At 62.3% G+C, this 16691-nt stretch carries 14 protein-coding genes; 6 read left to right on the forward strand and 8 right to left on the reverse strand.

Going from position 1 to position 16691, the window contains the following annotated elements; all coding sequences use genetic code 11:
• Positions 1–52 precede the first annotated feature (52 nt).
• The 4 genes from YUO_RS40615 to YUO_RS0113035 all read left to right on the forward strand — a co-directional run bounded on the left by YUO_RS40615 (position 53) and on the right by YUO_RS0113035 (position 4214).
• Positions 53–199, forward strand: coding sequence for a hypothetical protein (locus tag YUO_RS40615; RefSeq protein ID WP_035726707.1), 147 nt, complete (start codon positions 53–55; stop codon positions 197–199).
• Positions 200–268: 69 nt separating this feature from the next.
• Positions 269–1234, forward strand: coding sequence for a site-specific tyrosine recombinase XerD (gene xerD, locus YUO_RS0113025; RefSeq protein ID WP_028347657.1), 966 nt, complete (start codon positions 269–271; stop codon positions 1232–1234).
• Positions 1235–1460: 226 nt separating this feature from the next.
• Positions 1461–2423 carry an acetyl-CoA carboxylase carboxyltransferase subunit alpha gene (locus tag YUO_RS0113030; protein ID WP_028347658.1) on the forward strand — a complete coding sequence of 321 codons (963 nt, stop codon included), beginning with the start codon at positions 1461–1463 and terminating at the stop codon, positions 2421–2423.
• Between the two features lie 291 nt (positions 2424–2714).
• The gene (locus YUO_RS0113035; RefSeq protein ID WP_028347659.1) at positions 2715–4214 is read left to right on the forward strand and encodes a L,D-transpeptidase family protein; all 1500 of its coding nucleotides are present in this window, start codon (positions 2715–2717) and stop codon (positions 4212–4214) included.
• Positions 4215–4264: 50 nt separating this feature from the next.
• Here the strand turns inward: YUO_RS0113035 and YUO_RS0113040 are convergent, their stop codons facing one another.
• From YUO_RS0113040 to YUO_RS0113070, 7 genes are all read right to left on the reverse strand, one after another.
• A complete protein-coding gene (locus YUO_RS0113040; protein WP_028347660.1) occupies positions 4265–4966 on the reverse strand; it encodes a branched-chain amino acid ABC transporter ATP-binding protein in 702 nt (233 codons plus the stop codon).
• Entirely contained in the window at positions 4959–5693 is a 735-nt protein-coding gene (locus tag YUO_RS0113045) for an ABC transporter ATP-binding protein (protein ID WP_028347661.1), read from the reverse strand. Before YUO_RS0113045 ends, YUO_RS0113040 begins: the two co-directional genes overlap by 8 nt.
• On the reverse strand, positions 5680–6720 hold the full coding sequence (locus YUO_RS40620; RefSeq protein ID WP_235782711.1) for a branched-chain amino acid ABC transporter permease: 1041 nt from the start codon (positions 6718–6720) through the stop codon (positions 5680–5682). The genes YUO_RS0113045 and YUO_RS40620 overlap by 14 nt, the downstream gene beginning before the upstream one ends.
• 64 nt (positions 6721–6784) lie before the next feature.
• Positions 6785–8005: a substrate-binding protein gene (locus YUO_RS0113055; RefSeq protein WP_028347662.1), complete on the reverse strand. Its 1221-nt coding sequence runs from the start codon at positions 8003–8005 to the stop codon at positions 6785–6787.
• 4 nt (positions 8006–8009) lie between these two features.
• Positions 8010–8867: a branched-chain amino acid ABC transporter permease gene (locus YUO_RS0113060; RefSeq protein ID WP_028347663.1), complete on the reverse strand. Its 858-nt coding sequence runs from the start codon at positions 8865–8867 to the stop codon at positions 8010–8012.
• A 36-nt stretch (positions 8868–8903) separates the two neighbouring features.
• Positions 8904–10418 carry an amidase gene (locus YUO_RS0113065; RefSeq protein ID WP_028347664.1) on the reverse strand — a complete coding sequence of 505 codons (1515 nt, stop codon included), beginning with the start codon at positions 10416–10418 and terminating at the stop codon, positions 8904–8906.
• A gap of 155 nt (positions 10419–10573) precedes the next feature.
• Positions 10574–11758, reverse strand: coding sequence for a substrate-binding domain-containing protein (locus tag YUO_RS0113070; RefSeq protein ID WP_028347665.1), 1185 nt, complete (start codon positions 11756–11758; stop codon positions 10574–10576).
• 179 nt (positions 11759–11937) lie between these two features.
• On the opposite strand from YUO_RS0113070, the gene YUO_RS0113075 reads away from it, so the two are divergent.
• Positions 11938–12381, forward strand: a complete 444-nt coding sequence (locus YUO_RS0113075) for a MarR family winged helix-turn-helix transcriptional regulator (protein WP_028347666.1) — start codon at positions 11938–11940, stop codon at positions 12379–12381.
• Between the two features lie 139 nt (positions 12382–12520).
• On the opposite strand, the gene secA is transcribed toward YUO_RS0113075, so the two are convergent.
• Positions 12521–15358: a preprotein translocase subunit SecA gene (secA, locus tag YUO_RS0113080; protein ID WP_028347667.1), complete on the reverse strand. Its 2838-nt coding sequence runs from the start codon at positions 15356–15358 to the stop codon at positions 12521–12523.
• A gap of 345 nt (positions 15359–15703) precedes the next feature.
• Here secA and YUO_RS0113085 point away from each other — a divergent pair, with 345 nt between their 5' ends.
• Positions 15704–16624: a peptidylprolyl isomerase gene (locus tag YUO_RS0113085; protein ID WP_028347668.1), complete on the forward strand. Its 921-nt coding sequence runs from the start codon at positions 15704–15706 to the stop codon at positions 16622–16624.
• Positions 16625–16691 lie beyond the last annotated feature (67 nt).

A 16691-nucleotide genomic window follows, 5' to 3' on the forward strand; every position in this document is an offset into this window, starting at 1 on the left:
AAGGGAACATGTTGGATGATTTCATTGGTTAATTCGCCGCCCTGAGCCCCCTATGCCCAGCTTGTTCCGCTTTCTGACGGTCGTCGGCGTGATAGCCGGGGTGATCTATGGCGTGATTTTCGCGCTGGCGAATTTCGTCAATCCAAGCCCCCGGGAAATGACGGTTACGATCCCCCCAGACAAGTTCCTCAAGAAATAGCCGCTATCGTCTGTTTTGTGGATGAGAAACGAACTCGAGACACCTCCGTGACGGAGATGGCGGAGGGCAATGCGTTCCAGTAAGACGGCCTCAGATGCGAAACTGATCAACCTGTTCCTCGACATGCTCGCTGCGGAACAGGGGGCGGGAGACAATACGCTCGACGCCTATCGGCGCGACCTCACCGATTTCTCCGAATTTCTTGGGCAAGCCGGCCAGAACTTTACCCGTGCCGGGACCGACGTGCTGCGCGACTACCTCGCCGATCTCGACACCCGCGGCTTCAAATCCTCCAGCGTGGCGCGGCGGCTGTCGGCGATGCGGCATCTGTTCCGCTTCCTGCTTAGCGAGCGCATCCGCACCGATGATCCGGCGGCGATCCTGTCCGGCCCGAAGCGCGGCCGCGGGCTGCCGAAGGTGCTGTCGATATCGGATGTCGACCGCATGCTGACGCGGGCCAAGGAATTGACCGAGGCCGAGAACGCCTCGCCACAGCAGCGGCTGCGCGCGATGCGGCTGTATTGCCTGCTGGAAGTCCTCTACGCCACGGGCTTGCGCGTCTCGGAGCTGGTGGCGCTGCCGTTATCGGCCGCGCGGCGCGATGCCCGCATGATCATGGTGCGCGGCAAGGGCAACAAGGAGCGGCTGGTGCCGCTCAACGAAGCCTCGCGGCAGGCAATGGCCGATTATCTCGCCGCGATGGAGGCGCTCAGGCCCGAGAAGAAGAAAAACGCCGTTGTATCGAAGTGGCTGTTTCCCTCCTTCGGCGAGAGCGGCCATCTGACGCGCCAGCACTTTGCGCGCGACTTGAAGGAACTGGCGGCGGCGTCAGGCCTCGCGCCGCGGCTGGTCTCGCCGCACGTGCTGCGCCACGCCTTTGCCAGCCATCTGCTGCATAACGGCGCGGACCTGCGCATCGTGCAGACCCTGCTCGGCCATACCGACATCTCGACCACGCAGATCTATACTCATGTGGTCGAGGAACGGCTGAAGAGCCTGGTGCGCGACCTGCACCCATTGGCGGAGAAGCCGTAGTCGTCCCTGCTTTCTCGCAGGGATGACAGGTAGATGAACTTCCTGCCTTGACTTCCGCGGCTTCTCCCCCGAAACAGCCATCCCGCCCGCGGCCTTGTTTGGCGCGCTTTCGGCAAACCGGCTTATCCGGACCGAGATATGCGCTAAATCATTGAATATGCGTGCTTTCTTGAGGTGAATCGAAAACCGCTTCGTCTCACAGCGCGTTGTTACCTATATTGTCTTGATGCCGGAACAGATGCGCAGCTATCTCGACTTCGAAAAACCAGTCGCCGAACTCGAGTCCAAGATCGACGAATTGCGCGCGCTGGCGGCGTCCGGCAGCGACATCGGCGACGAGATTGCGCGCATTGAGGACAAGGCGTCCCAAGCGCTGGCCGATCTCTACGCCAATTTGACGCCGTGGCAGAAGACGCTGGTGGCGCGCCATCCGCAGCGCCCGCATTTCACCGATTTCGTCAACGCGCTGATCACGGACTTCACGCCGATGGCGGGCGACCGCAAATTCGGCGAGGACGAGGCTCTGATGGGTGGCTTCGGCCGCTTCCGCGGCGAGAGCATCTGCGTTGTCGGCCAGGAAAAGGGCGCCTCGACCGAGGGCCGCATCAAGCACAATTTCGGCATGGCCCGGCCTGAAGGCTATCGCAAGGCCGTGCGGCTGATGGAGCTGGCCGATCGTTTCGGCATTCCCGTGCTGTCGATCGTCGATTCCGCCGGCGCCTATCCTGGCATCGGCGCGGAGGAACGCGGCCAGGCGGAAGCGATCGCGCGCTCCACCGACGCCTGCCTGTCGCTCGGCGTACCCAATGTCGCAATCGTCACCGGCGAAGGCATGTCCGGCGGCGCGATCGCCATCACCACCGCGAACAAGGTCTTGATGTTCGAACACGCGATCTACAGCGTGATTTCGCCGGAGGCGGCCTCCTCGATCCTGTGGCGCGACGGCACCAAGGCGCAGGAAGCTGCCACCAGCATGAAGATCACCGCGCAGGACATGCTGCGATTCGGCGTGATCGACCAGATCCTGAAAGAGCCCGCCGGTGGCGCCCATCGCGATCCGGCCGCCATGATCTCGGCCACCGGCGATGCCATCGCGGAGGCCTTCAACGACCTCCGCAATCTCGACTCGGATGCTGTCCGCCGGCATCGGCGGCAGAAATTCCTCGATATCGGCCGCAAGCTCGGCTGATCGCTTCGTCCCTATCTACCCTGCCTTGGTAGGGTCGGCCGGCCTACTCGCTCCAAATATTAACGACCTCTAAACGGCCATTATTTTCGCCAGCGCGCATGATTCGGCCGCAATTAGGCCCCGAGCCCGGTCTTTAGTTTCTGTTGACCATGCCTGCCGCAGCATCCGCTGGACGGCCCCGTTTGGGTTGCGGCGCAGGGGGGCAATGGGTAATATTTTAGACAATGGCTTCAGGGCATGTCGCTGTTGATTTGGGGTGCGAGAATGCCCGGTGGGTGTGGAGCTTAGCCTTTGACTAACCGCTCGCTGGTTCGCGCGCTCGTCACGTCGGCTGTCCTCGTGGGCGCAGGCGTGTTGATGGCCGGCTGCAACAGTGACGGCATCTCGCTGGCCAACAACGCCAAGGCCAACCAGCCAGTCCCGCCAAAACTGATCGCCGACATGACGGCGAAGGACATGGACCTGCAGTCTCCGATCCTGGTCCGGCTGTTCAAGCAGGAAGCTGAACTGGAGATCTGGAAGCAGGACCGCTCCGGCCGTTTCGCGCTATTGAAGACCTACCCGATCTGCCGCTGGTCGGGCGATCTCGGCCCAAAGGTTCGCGAAGGCGACCGCCAGGCGCCGGAAGGCTTCTACTCGATCTCGCCGGCGCAGATGAACCCGCAGTCGGCCTATTACCTCTCCTTCAACACCGGCTATCCCAATGCGTTCGACAAAGCATTGGGACGTACCGGCTCGCAGTTGATGGTGCATGGCGACTGCTCCTCGCGCGGCTGCTACGCGATGACCGACGAGCAGATCGCGGAAATCTATTCGCTGGGCCGCGAATCCTTCTTTGGCGGCCAGAAGTCGTTCCAATTGCAGGCCTATCCGTTCCGGATGACGCCGGCCAATATGGCCAAGCACCGCAACAATCCGCACATGCCGTTCTGGAAAATGATCAAGGAAGGCAATGATCATTTCGAGGTGACGCGGCAGGAGCCGAAGGTCGATTTCTGCGAAAAGAAATACGTGTTCGACGCGGCCAAGCCGCCGAACGCGACCAAGGACCCGGTATTCGAGGCGTCTTCCAAGTGCCCGGTCTATGTGATCCCCGATGAAATCGCCGACGCCGTGCGCGAGAAGCAGGCCACCGATATTGCGGAGACCGCGCGACTGATCGCAAAGGGAACGCCGGTGGCGCGGATCAACACCGGTATCGACGGCGGCATGCACAGGGTGTTCGCCGCCAGCGTGCCCGAAGGCAGCACCGGGCTTTCGGAGCCTGGCGACGGCTCGACCCTGTCGCTGATGGCGCGGGCGCCAGGCACCGTTCCCTCCCACGTCAATCCGCCGAAAGCTCCAGCTCCGTCTGAAAACCTGCTGAAGGGTCCGCCGGAGCAGCCGAAACTGGCCGCAGTACCGGCTGCTGCTCCTGCCGCTGCTCCTGCCTCTGCCCCAGCTTCGACGCGGGTCGCCAATGCCGCGCCGGCGACTGAGCAGAATGACGGTTTCTTCTCCAGCCTCGCCCGTAAGGTTGGCCTGGGCGGCGCAGCCGACGCCACCGCCAGCACGCCACCGTCCAAGCCGAAGGCGGCGACCGAGGCCAAGCAGCAGCCGCGTCCTGAAGCCGCTGCGCCGAAGACGACGGCAGCGAAGCCCGACGTCAAACATGCCGCCGCCAGCCGCCCGCCGCTGAAACCATCGGTGTCGGATGCTCCGGCCGCTGCCGCCAAGGACAATCAGGTCGCAGGCTCCGCGCCGATCGTGTCCACAAACTCCTTCGATAGCCGCTTCGGCGCGGTGAAGTAGGCGCCGCAACACTTTCATAGCCGTCGACGCCGGCGCGCCTTCGGCGAACGCTACGGGGCGAGATACCGCAATAGTTCCGGATCGCTCCGCACCTCGCCAGCAGCGCCTTGCAGCGCCACTCTGCCGCGATCGAGCACATAGGCGTAATCGGCGACGCGCAGCGCGAGATCGAGATGCTGCTCGACGATGACGACCGCGATCTGCTTGGCCAACTCGATGAGCCGCTCGGTGATCTCCTCGATCACACCGACCCACACGCCTTCGGTCGGCTCGTCCAGCAACAGCAATTTGGGATCGCCAAGCATCGCGCGTCCGATCGCCAGCATCTTGCGCTCGCCGCCCGATAGCGTGCCGGCCGGCTGGTCGAGCCGCTGCCCGAGCTTCGGGAAGATGGTCAGGATCCGATCGACCGCCGCCGGATCAACGTTGAACAGCGAGCCGACTGCGAGATTGTCGCGCACCGAGAGCCGAGCGAACACGGAATGCTCCTGCGGCACGTAGCCGATGCCCGAGCGGACCCGCTCCTCGGTCCGGCGCCGGGTGATGTCACGGCCGTCGAAAAACAATTCACCCTTCGGGCTCGCAAGCTCGCCGACGATCGTCTTCATCAGCGTGGTCTTGCCGGCTCCGTTGCGGCCGAGCACCGCGACGCCGCCGCGCCAGGGAATGCTGATGTTGACATCGAACAGGACCTGGCTGCGGCCATAGCCGGCTTCGAGATGCCGTATATCGAGAAATGTCTGTTCAGGCACGACGCAGATAAATCTCCTGGACGCTCTTGTTGGCCTGGATCTCGGCGACCGTTCCGGACGCGAGCACACGACCCTGATCGATCACGGTCAGGCGGTCGCAGATATCGCGGATGAAATCCAGATCGTGTTCGACGATCACAAGCGAACAATGCTGCTTGATAGGCTGCAGGAGTTCGCCGGTAACGCGGCGCTCTTCCAGGCTCATGCCGCCGGTCGGTTCGTCCAGCAGCAGCAGCCGCGGCTTGGCTGCGAGCGCCATAGCGATTTCCAGCCATTGCTGCTGCCCGTGCGACAGCGCCGCGGCAGCGTCATGCGCGTGATCGGCGAGGCGGAACTGGCTCAGCATCCTCATTACCTGATCGTGCAGCACGCCGCGCGTGCGAGAGAACACCAGATCGAACAGCGACGATTGCGCCTGTAGAGCCAGCAGGATGTTGTCGTAAAGCGTCAGTGTCGGCAGCACGCTGGTGATCTGGAATTTCAGGCTCATGCCGGCGCGGGCTCGCTCGGTCGGTGACAACAGGGTGATATCGCGGTTGACGAAGCTGACCTTGCCTTGGGTCGGCATCTCGGCGCCTGCGACGCACTTCATCAGGGTGCTTTTTCCCGAGCCGTTCGGCCCGATCAGGCCGTGAAACTCGTTCTCCCCTACCGTCAGCGCTGCACCGTCGAGCGCGGTAAGCTTGCCAAATACCTTGACGATACCAGTCGCCTCAAGGAGCGGCATTGCGCTTCTCCTTGCGTGTCACCCCAAAACTGCCTACGCGCTCGCGTTCGCCGAGCACGAAGCTGATCAGCCCGAGCGGGCGGAACAGGATCACCAGCAGCAGCAACACGCCGAGAAGGATCGGCCAGATGTCGCGATAATTGTCCGACAGCCAGAAGCTGACGCCCTCGATGATGACGGCGCCGATCACCGCACCGATCAATGTGCCCGACCCGCCGAATAGAACGTAAAGTACGACCTGCGTCGAGATTACCACGCCTACCATATTGGGCCAGACGAAGCCCTCGTGAAACGCGTAGAGACTACCTGCAAGGCCTGCAATGGTGCCGCCGGCAGCGAAAACAATCGCCTTCAGGTGTTGCGCCTTGTATCCGAAGAAGGCGATGCGCTGCTCGTTCTCGCGAAGTCCCGCCAATGCCAAGCCGAACTGCGAGCGCACCAGGAAGCGGCACAGCAGATAGACCACGACCAGAATGCCGAGCGCGAAATAGTAATAGACCGGTCCCTCGGTAATATCGTAGCTGCCGAGCGACATCGACGGAATCGAGGGAATGCCGTTCTGTCCACCGAGATAGTACCAGCCGCGCGCCAGGCGGTCGGCGGCGTAGGATCCGGTCAGGGTACCGAGTGCGACGAAGATCACGCTGGAGGGATGCCGGCCGAGCAGCAGAAAGCCACCGAGCAGCAGCGAGGTGGCGAGCCCGATCAGTGTTCCTGCCGGCAGCACCAGAAAGATCGAAGTGATCTTGAGGTCGCGCGCCATCAGTGCAACGCCATAACCGGCCGACCCAAAGAACAGGGCCTGACCGAAGCTCATGATGCCGGCATATCCCCACACCAGATCGAACGAGAGCGCGAACAGGGCGAGGATAATGACACGAGTGGCGAACACCGTGAGATAGTCCTGCAGAACCAGCGGCAGGATCAGCGCTGTGATCAGCACCGCCCCTTCCACGATCGGGAGCACCTTTCGTCCCGCCGCCGCTTGTTGCGCCGGCAATGCTCGGTCCAAGCCATTGTCAGCCATCGAAACGCCGGGCGCCTGACTCGCCGTTGCGCGAAGGGCCTGCTTTGCTGCACCCATCGATCACTCAGCATTCCTTGGGATCGACGAGGCCATCGCTGCGGCCCACGATCTCATAGTTCCCGCCTTTGGCAACAGCGGTATACATCTTCATCTTGCAGTGCCGCTTGCCCGGCACCATCTCGGCCGGTCCGCCCGGGCCTTCCGCGATCTTGGCGTGATCGAGCGCCGCGGCCACCGCATCGCGGTCGATCTTGCCGGCTTCCTTGACCGCCGCTTCCCACAGCTTCAGCCCGCGATAGGTGCCGGTCGCCGCGCTGCCGGCGGCGAACAGGAAGTTGCCGGGGAAATCCTTCTCGTAGGCCGCCTGAATCTTGGCGCTGACCGGATCGTCCTTGGTCAGCGCCTTGAAGTAGTCGAGACAGCTCGCAAGCCCCTCGATCTCGGCGGCTTGATTGATGTTGAGCGTATTCTCGTCATAGTACACGCAAGCCAGCCGCCCCCCATTTTTCAGGAAGCCAGCCTCGTAGAGCTGCTTGAAGAACGGACCGACACCGGGAGGGATTACGGTATTGAAGACCACGTCCACCTTGTTCGAGATAATGCGATTTACGGTGGCTGAGAAATCGACCTGGTCGAGCGGGTAGTATTCCTCGAACACGACCTCGCCACCGCTGGATTCGATGACCTTGCGAGCATAGACGTTGAGCGTGTGCGGCCAGACATAATTGGCGCTCGGCAGCGCGAACTTCTTGCCGCCGTTCTTGATCAGCCAGGGAATGAACTCGTCGCATTGCTGCGCCGGGGTCGGTCCGGTGCAGAACAGATTGGGCGTGCACTCCTTGCCTTCGTAGAGCTGCGGATAGATGTAGAGCGTCTTGCCGCGCGCCACGATCGGATCCTTGATCGCATTGCGCATCGAAGAGGTGATGCCGCCCAGCACCATGTCGACCTTGTCGCGCTGGACCAGCTTGCGAACGTTGCCGACGGCGACCGATTCGTTGGAGGCGGTGTCCTCGATGTAGAGCTCGAGCGGACGGCCGAGCAGGCCGCCGGCAGCGTTGATCTGCTTGATGACCATCTTGGCGACATTGGCGTCAGCATTGCCGGCATAAGCGATCGGGCCGGTCAGGTCGGTTGCGATACCGACCTTGATCGGGCCTTCGGCGGCATTCGCCCAGTTTGGCCTGACCACCCAGCTACCGGCTCCGGTCGCAATCGCGCCAGTCGTGAAAGCAAAGCCGCTGAGGAAACGACGGCGCGTCAATTCAAGGCGATCAGCAAACATGAGACTAAACCCCTTTTCCCGCGATGAGGCCTTGCGGCCGGAATTTGATGAAGACGATGGCGAGTACGAAGACGAGGACGTCGGCGACCACGGGCGCCATGACCCAGGGCAGCGCGGCACTGAGCGTTCCGATCACGCCGGCTCCGGCAACCGGCCCGATAAACGATCCGACACCGCCGACCATGACCGCGACAAAGCCCTGAATCAGGAAGCGGATGCCGAGGTCGGCGAACAGGCTGAACACGGGCACGATCAACGCGCCGGCCAGCCCCGCCAGCGCGGCTCCGAAGGCAAAGGTGGTGCCATAGATCAAGGGCGTGGAAATTCCCGACGCCCGCGCCAGAGCGGGATTCTCCAGCGTGGCGCGCACGCGAAGGCCGAAGCTGGTCCGCGACAGCAACAGATAGCAGCCCGCCATCACCAGCAGCGTGATGACGATGATCGTGAATCGCCACGCCGAGATGTGCATCGTGCCGATATCGATCGATCCGCCGATCGGCTCCGGCACCGTCAGGTAGAAGCCGCCGATCAGGCCGCGCACGCTCTCACGGACGATCAGGCCGAGCGCGTAGGTGCCCAGCATCGCCACGATGGGCGCGGCGTAGAAACGCCGAATGATCAGCGCCTCCAGCACGAAGCCGAGGCCGCCGACGATGAACGGCGCAGCCACCATGCCGGCCCAGATCGGGATCCCGTGGCTATACGCCAGATAGGTGACGTATGCGCCGAGCAGGACAAACTCGCCCTGCGCGAAGTTGAATATCCCCATCATGCTGGCGATGATCCCGAGCCCGAGCACGACCAGCACGATGATCGCGCCAAAGCTCAGGATCTCGAACGCCGCAACGAAGGTGCTAGCCATGCCTTGCGATCCGACCGGTCCGCGACAAAACGGCGCTCACATTTTCTTCCAATCGCCGATTTGCTCGAAGGCGTGCGCGGCGCGATAGATCGTGGATTCCTCGAACATCCGGCCGACCAGCATCAAGCCCACCGGAAGACCGTCCACCATGCCGCAGGGCAACGACATTGCGGGATGATGGGTGATGTCGAATGGCGCTGTGTTGGCAATCATCTCGAGCGCCCGCGCCACGTAATCCTCGCGGCTGGCATTGGCCGGCGGCAGCGGCGTCGCCTTCATCGGCGTCGTTGGCAGAAGCAGCAGATCGTATTCCTTGAAGGCCTTGTCGTAGGCAGCGGTCAGCCGCCTGGAGATATTGAGCGCCTTGCCATAGTAGCGCGGGCCGAAATTGTTGTTGATGTAGGTGCCGAGCAGCAGGAACAGCTTCGTGGTCTCCGACAGCGAGTCGGCTTGCCGGCGCCAGCCGCGATGGAAATCCATCAGCGACGTCGAATAGAGATCGCCACGGCTCAGCCCGTAGCCGTCGCCATACATCATCGTCTGCGTCATGCCTTCGGTGCCGATCGGCGTCCATATTGCAGGACCGGTCAGATGCATCGGGATCGAGACCGTCTCGACCGAGGCACCGAGATCGCGGAAGCGCTTGGCCGCTTCGCGCACGCTCTCATTCACCGCAGCCTCCGCCATTGGCTGCTCGAAACCTTCCTTGAGTATGCCGATCCTCATCCCTTTGACGCCGCCACCGAGTGCCTTGGTATACTCCTCAACCTTCGGCGTCTTGATGCGCGGATCGTAGCCGTCGTCGCCGGCGATCACCTCCAGCAACAACGCGTTGTCGGCCACCGTTGCCGTCATCGGTCCGGTATGGTCGACGAAAATTTCGATCGGCATGATACCGGTGTACGGAACCAGTCCCCAGGTCGGCTTCATCCCGTATGTGCCGCAGAACGAGGACGGCATCCGGATTGAACCGCCCTGGTCACCGCCTATCGCCATGTCGACCTCGCCAAGCGCAACGACGACGCCGCTGCCCGACGACGAGCCGCCGGCCGAATAGCCCATCTTGTGCGGATTGTGCACAGGTCCCACCGCGTTGGTGTGGCTGCCGCCGGACATGCAGAAGGATTCGCAGTGAACCTTGCCGGCGATTTCGGCGCCCGCGTCCAGCATCCGCGTGACGATGGTGGCATCGAAATCGGGCACGTAGCCTTCCAGCGTGGCCGATCCGTTCATCATGGGCACGCCGGCCAACATGATGTTGTCCTTCAGCGCGACCGTCTTGCCCTTGAGCTTGCCGGAGCTGGCGCCCTTCACGGTCGACTTGCGATACCAGGCGTTGCGCGGGTTCTCCTCCGGCAAGGGGCGGTAGCCGGGGGTGCGCGGATACTTCACTTCCGGCAGTTCGTCCGGCATCGCTGCGACGAGATTGTAGGCATCGATCGAACCTTGCATCAGACTGCGGAACGAAGCGACGTCCTCGTCGGTGAGTGACAGGCCGCATTGTTTGGCGACGGCGTGAAGTTGCGTTGGTGTTGGAAGGACGACTGACACGACGCTCTCCTGAAGCTTTTTGATCCCTGGGCGTGCAGCCGGCGGCCCGCTTATCCCGCGCGAACCGTGGCCTTTGCGCGGGTATTCAAAACGGAAATATTTTCCTTTTCAAGCATTATTTCGGATTTCGACTGAAGAAGATTGTTCCGTCGTTGCTAGATTGCCTTGATCACCTTGAAGTCGAGGCCATCGGCCTCGGCGAGATACATCTGCATCCGAACACGACCATCACGGACGATCACCGGTCCGCGCGCGCCGCTATAAACGACATTGCGCCCGGCCGCGAACAAGGGCCCCATCGCCAGCGTGCCGGCCTGGTTGGCCGCGGCTTCAAGAAAGCGCAACCCTTCATAGTTGGATTGACCGAGAGAGCCGATCGGCGGGGCATTTGGACCGAACATCGCGCGATAGCCGCCCATGAATTCGTCATTGGCGCGCGAGCCGACACAGGGGAAGTAGCCGGACGCGCAGAACAGGTTCTCGCTGTTGTCGGCGCCGATGCCGAGCAACACGGTTTCGTCCATCGCTCCGGCGAACCGCAGCATGGTGGCGGCGAACCCGGCTTCGCCGAAGGCGCGATTGAAGGTGATGCTGTCGGTTCCGATCAGGGAGATCAGCACAACGTCGGGCCGCGCGGCGCGGATGCGCGCCAGGTGCGGTTCGTGATTGTCCTCACCGAGCGGGACGAACTCCTCGCCGACAACGTGGCCGCCGGCTTCCTTGATGTACCGCTTCACCGCGCGATGCGACTGCCAGGGCCAGACATAGTCGCTGCCTATCAGATACCAGCGCGCGGCCTTCTTGACCTCGCTGAGCCAATGGATCGACGGTCGGATCTGCCAGCGCGGCGTCTCGCCGATCGCCATCACGCCTGGCGTCTGTTCGCCGCCTTCGTAAACGGGGGTGTAGACATAGGGCACGCGGCCACGTGTAATCTTGCGCAGAGCCACGCGGACCGCACTGGTGTGCAAGCCAACGATGAGATCGACTTCGTCGAACCCGATTGCCTGCTCGGCGCGACGCAGGACGTCGTCGAGCGGCCCGCCTGCATCATAGATCGAAAGCTCGATCTCGCGTCCAAGGATACCGCCGCGCTTGTTGATCTCCGCGACCGCAAGCTGCGCACTGCTCGTGGCGGATGGGCCCCAGACCCCGGGAGAGCCGGTGCAGCATATGAAGCCCCCGATCCGAAGCCTGCTCCCGGCGCCGCGCCGCCTGAAGAAGGCATGATCGTCCGGCGACAAGGCGCGATCATCCGCCGCCGCCGACAGGTTTCGAAACAGCAACTGCGGCGGAAACGTAGGGCCGCCGGAAGCCGGGAAGTTTACCGTCGAACGCACGCCAACTCCTGTCTGGCACCAGACCAAAACACATCCCGGGGCGGCCGCGGCATCCGCCCTTCTTGGTTGGAGAAATACCTTATTGGAAAATATTGAATATTCAACAATTGAAGTGCATATAGAAACAGCACTCGCTGCCGGACATTCACTCACATTCGGATCAAGACGAAGTTTCAGCCGTGGCCAAACCGCCCAAAGACAATTCCCCCATCACAGAACACCTCGCTTATTTGCTCGCGCAAGCCAACCGGGAGATCAACCGGCAGTTGGAAATGCGCTTGAGCAAGGAAGGCGTGCCTGTCGAGCAATGGCGCATCCTTAAAGTTCTGTCCGACGGCAACGGCCATTCGATGGGCGAGCTTGCGGACGCGGTGCTTCTCAACCATCCCACACTGACCAAGATGGTTGACCGCATGGTGTCGGACGCGCTGGTCTACCGCGTTCAGGACCCCAAGGACCGCCGCAAGGTCCTGATGTTCGTGTCCGACCGGGGCAAGGCACTGAGCAAGCGGCTGAACTCGCTGGCGGTGAGCCAGGAAGAGCACATCGTCGAGAGCTATGGCGACAAATCGACCAACGAGCTGAAACGGCTCCTGGAAAGCTTGATCGACAGTTCGAACTGAGCAAGCGAAGCGCGACCGACACCGCGCCCCTGTCGGCAGGTTCTGCGGCACGCGGGACCTGACTCTTGCCGGAAAGATATTGGACGTTGCGGCGACAAAGGCTCACACGCGCGGACATTCGCCGCGGGTGTGCGCGATGTCAGGCGTACTTGCCGTGGCAGTGCTTGTACTTCTTGCCGCTTCCGCAGGGACAATCCTCGTTGCGGCCGACCTTGCCCCAGCTTGCGGGGTTTTTCGGATCGCGATCGGCGGCCGGAGCCTGGGGCACCAGCGAGGCGTGGGCAAAGGCCATCTCGTCTTCGCCGGTATTGGGATCGAACTTGTGCGCTTCCATCGCCGGCAGCACCGGCTGCTGCTCTTCCGGCGGCACGATCTCGACGCGCATCAATTGCGCCGTCACCGCCTCGCGCAGATGCGCGGTCATTGCCTCATACAGGCCGAAGGCTTCCGATTTGTATTCCTGCAAGGGATCGCGCTGGCCATAGCCGCGCAGACCGATCACCTGACGCAGATGATCGAGCATGATCAGGTGCTCGCGCCAGAGGTGGTCAAGCGTCTGCAAGAGGATGGTTTTCTCGACGTAGCGCATCACGTCGGGACCCCATTGCGCGACCTTGGCCGCCATGTGCTCGTCGACGCGCTGCTCGATCCGCGTCAGCAGTTCCTCGTCCGCAATGCCTTCTTCCTTGGCCCATTCGTCGACCGGCAGGTCGATGTCGAGCACGCGCTTCAATTCATCCTTGAGGCCGGCGACATCCCACTGCTCGGCATAGGCATGCTCGGGCACGTGCTTGGTGACGATGTCGTCGATGAAGTCGTGACGCATATCCGTGACCATTTCGGCCACGCTGTCGCTCCTCATCAGTTCGACGCGCTGGTCGAAGATCACCTTGCGCTGATCGTTCTGGACGTTGTCGAACTTGAGCAGGTTCTTGCGGATATCGAAGTTGCGCGCCTCGACCTTCTGCTGCGCCTTCTCCAGCGCCTTGTTGATCCACGGATGGATGATGGCCTCGCCTTCCTTCAGGCCAAGCCGCTGCAGCATGGTGTCGAGCCGGTCGGAGCCGAAGATCCGCATCAGGTCGTCTTCCAGCGACAGGAAGAATTTCGACCGCCCGGGGTCGCCCTGACGGCCGGAGCGGCCGCGGAGCTGGTTGTCGATGCGCCGGGACTCATGGCGCTCCGAGCCAATGATGTAGAGCCCGCCGGGCCTGGTCACGGTCTTGGCCGCCTTTGAGCCCTTGGCAGGTTCGAGCTCCACCACTTCCTCGGCCTTCAGCACGATCTCGCGGAAGCGCTCGATGTCGGCCTTGATCTGTTCGATCTTCTTGGCCTTCTCGGCCTCGTCGGTGATGTCAGCGGTCTCCTGAAGGATCCGCATCTCGAGCGAGCCGCCGAGCTTGATGTCGGTACCGCGGCCGGCCATGTTGGTCGCGATCGTGATCGCGCCGGGCACGCCGGCCTCGGCGACGATATAGGCTTCCTGCTCGTGGAAGCGCGCGTTCAGCACCGCAAACAGCTTTGCCGGCTTGCCGGCGCGCGCCGCGGCATAGAGCTTCTCCAGCGCAGCGTCGTTGCCGAAATCGATCTGCTTGTAGCCGTGCTTCTTCAGATAGTCGGCCAGCACCTCCGATTTTTCGATCGAGGCGGTGCCGACCAGCACCGGCTGCAGCCGCGCATTGGCGCGCTCGATCTCGGCCAGGATGGCGGCGTATTTCTCGGTCTGGGTGCGGTAGACCTCGTCGTCCTCGTCGAGACGCGCCACCGGCAGGTTGGTCGGGATTTCCACGACTTCGAGCTTGTAGATGTCGAACAATTCGTCGGCTTCGGTCGCGGCCGTACCGGTCATGCCCGCCAGCTTTTCGTACATCCGGAAATAGTTCTGGAAGGTGATCGAGGCCAGCGTCTGGTTTTCCGGCTGGACCTGAACGTGTTCCTTGGCTTCCAGCGCCTGGTGTAGGCCTTCCGAATAGCGCCGTCCCGGCATCATGCGGCCGGTGAACTCGTCGATGATAATGACTTCGCCGTCGCGGACGATGTAGTCCTTGTCGCGGGTGAACAGCGAATGCGCCCGCAGCGCCTGGTTGATGTGGTGCACGACCGAGACGTTCTCGACGTCGTAGAGCGACTCGCCCTTGAGCTGGCCGGCGTCGCGCAGCAGCGTCTCGATCTTCTCCATGCCGGCTTCAGTCAGCGTCACCGTGCGTTGCTTCTCGTCGACCTCGAAATCGGTCTTGTCGAGCTTCGGGAAGAAGGTATCGATGGTGTTGTAGAAATCCGAGCGGTCGTCGAGCGGGCCGGAGATAATCAGCGGCGTGCGCGCCTCGTCGATCAGGATCGAGTCGACTTCGTCGACAATGGCGTAGAAATGGCCGCGCTGGACCATGTCGTCCAGCCGGTACTTCATGTTGTCGCGCAGATAATCGAAACCGTATTCGTTGTTGGTGCCATAGGTGATGTCGCGCGAATAGGCTTCCTTGCGCTCGCCATCATCGAGACCGTGGACAATGACGCCGACGGTCAGGCCGAGGAAATTGTAGATCTGGCCCATCCATTCGCTATCGCGGCGGGCGAGATAGTCGTTGACGGTGACGACGTGGACGCCCCGGCCGGCCAGTGCGTTGAGATAGACCGCGAGCGTGGCCACCAGCGTCTTGCCTTCGCCGGTCTTCATCTCGGCGATGTCGCCCTCGTGCAGCACAATGCCGCCGATCAACTGGACGTCGAAATGCCGCTGGCCGAGGGTGCGCTTGGCGGCCTCGCGGACGGTGGCGAAGGCTGGAACCAGAATGTCGTCGAGCGTCTTGCCGTCGGCGAGCTGCTGGCGGAATTCGGCGGTGCGGGCTTTCAGCGCCTCATCGGAGAGTTTCTCGAGCTCGGGCTCAAGCGCGTTGATGGCGTTGACGCGGGATTGGTATCCCTTCACCCGCCGGTCGTTGGCGGAGCCGAAAAACTTGCGGGCGAGCGCGCCGATCATGCCAATTCCTGCCTTTGCCGTTACTTGCGTTGCAAGCCGTGATGGACCACCAAATTGCCTATCAACTCACCGTGACGCACGGCGGCAAATACCCCGTTCCGGGGCGTCATCCGCCTAATGAGTGGGAATTAAGCAATCCAAGGTTCAACGGCAAAAAACGCAGCAAAATAAGCGCTATCGCCGCTGTACGATCCGGCACAGATATGGCCGGGTTCGGGCCTTGTCAACGTGGGTCCATATGTCAAGGAATTCATCATTTTGACAGACTTTTCGCGTTGCCAAGGCCGCATGATTGGGCGAGTGTCCCGCCGCCTTTGGCGCCCCTCTTCAAGACAAGGATTTTCCATGACCACCTCGTTCCCGGAAACGAAAACCGGCCTGCGCTTCGACACGGCCTGCTCACGGGGTTCTTTGGCCGCAATGGCCTGTCTGGCTGCGGTTCTTGCCGCCGGCCTGCCGGTTCGCGCCCAGGACAACCCCGTTCTCGCCAAGGTTAACGGTGCGGAGATCCGCCAGAGCGACGTCGCGCTCGCGGAAGAGGAACTCGGCCCCAGCCTCGCGCAAATGGACCCGGCGACCAAGAAGGACAACGTGCTGGCCTTCCTGATCGACCTCAAGATCGTGGCCAAAGCCGCCGAGGAAAAGAAGGTCGAGAATTCCGAAGACTTCAAGAAGCGCCTGGCGTTCACGCGCAGCCGCCTGCTGATGGACAGCCTGCTCGCCACCGAGGGCAAGGCGGCGACCACCGAAGATGCCATGAAGAAGGTCTATGAGGAGGCCGCCAAGCAGATCACCGGGGAAATGGAAGTCCACGCCCGGCACATTCTGGTCGAGACCGAGGACGAGGCCAAGGCGATCGCGGAAGAGCTGAAGAAGGGCGGCGACTTCGCCGAACTGGCGAAGAAGAAGTCCAAGGACCCCGGCGCCTCCGATGGCGGCGATCTCGGCTTCTTTACCAAGGAACAGATGGTGCCGGAATTCTCCGCCGTCGCCTTCACGCTCGAACCCGGCAAGATCTCCGACCCCGTCAAGTCGCAATTCGGCTGGCACCTCATCAAGGTCGAGGAAAAGCGCGCCCGCAAGGCGCCCGAGTTCGAGCAGGTCAAGGCCCAGATCGAAACCTATGTGACGCGCAAGGCGCAGGCCGAATACGTCGCCAAGCTGCGCGAAGCCGCCAAGGTCGAGCGCATGGATAAGCCGGCCGAGGCCACCAAGCCGGATGCCGCAAAGCCCGGCGATTCCAAGATGGCGCCGACGAAGAAGTAAAAAAAATCGCTGTCACTTCTTCGAGACCGATAGTATCTACCATCGTCATGGCCGGGCCGAAGCGCCC

The organism is Bradyrhizobium murdochi, assembly GCF_000472965.1.
Taxonomy (GTDB): Bacteria; Pseudomonadota; Alphaproteobacteria; order Rhizobiales; family Xanthobacteraceae; genus Bradyrhizobium; species Bradyrhizobium murdochi.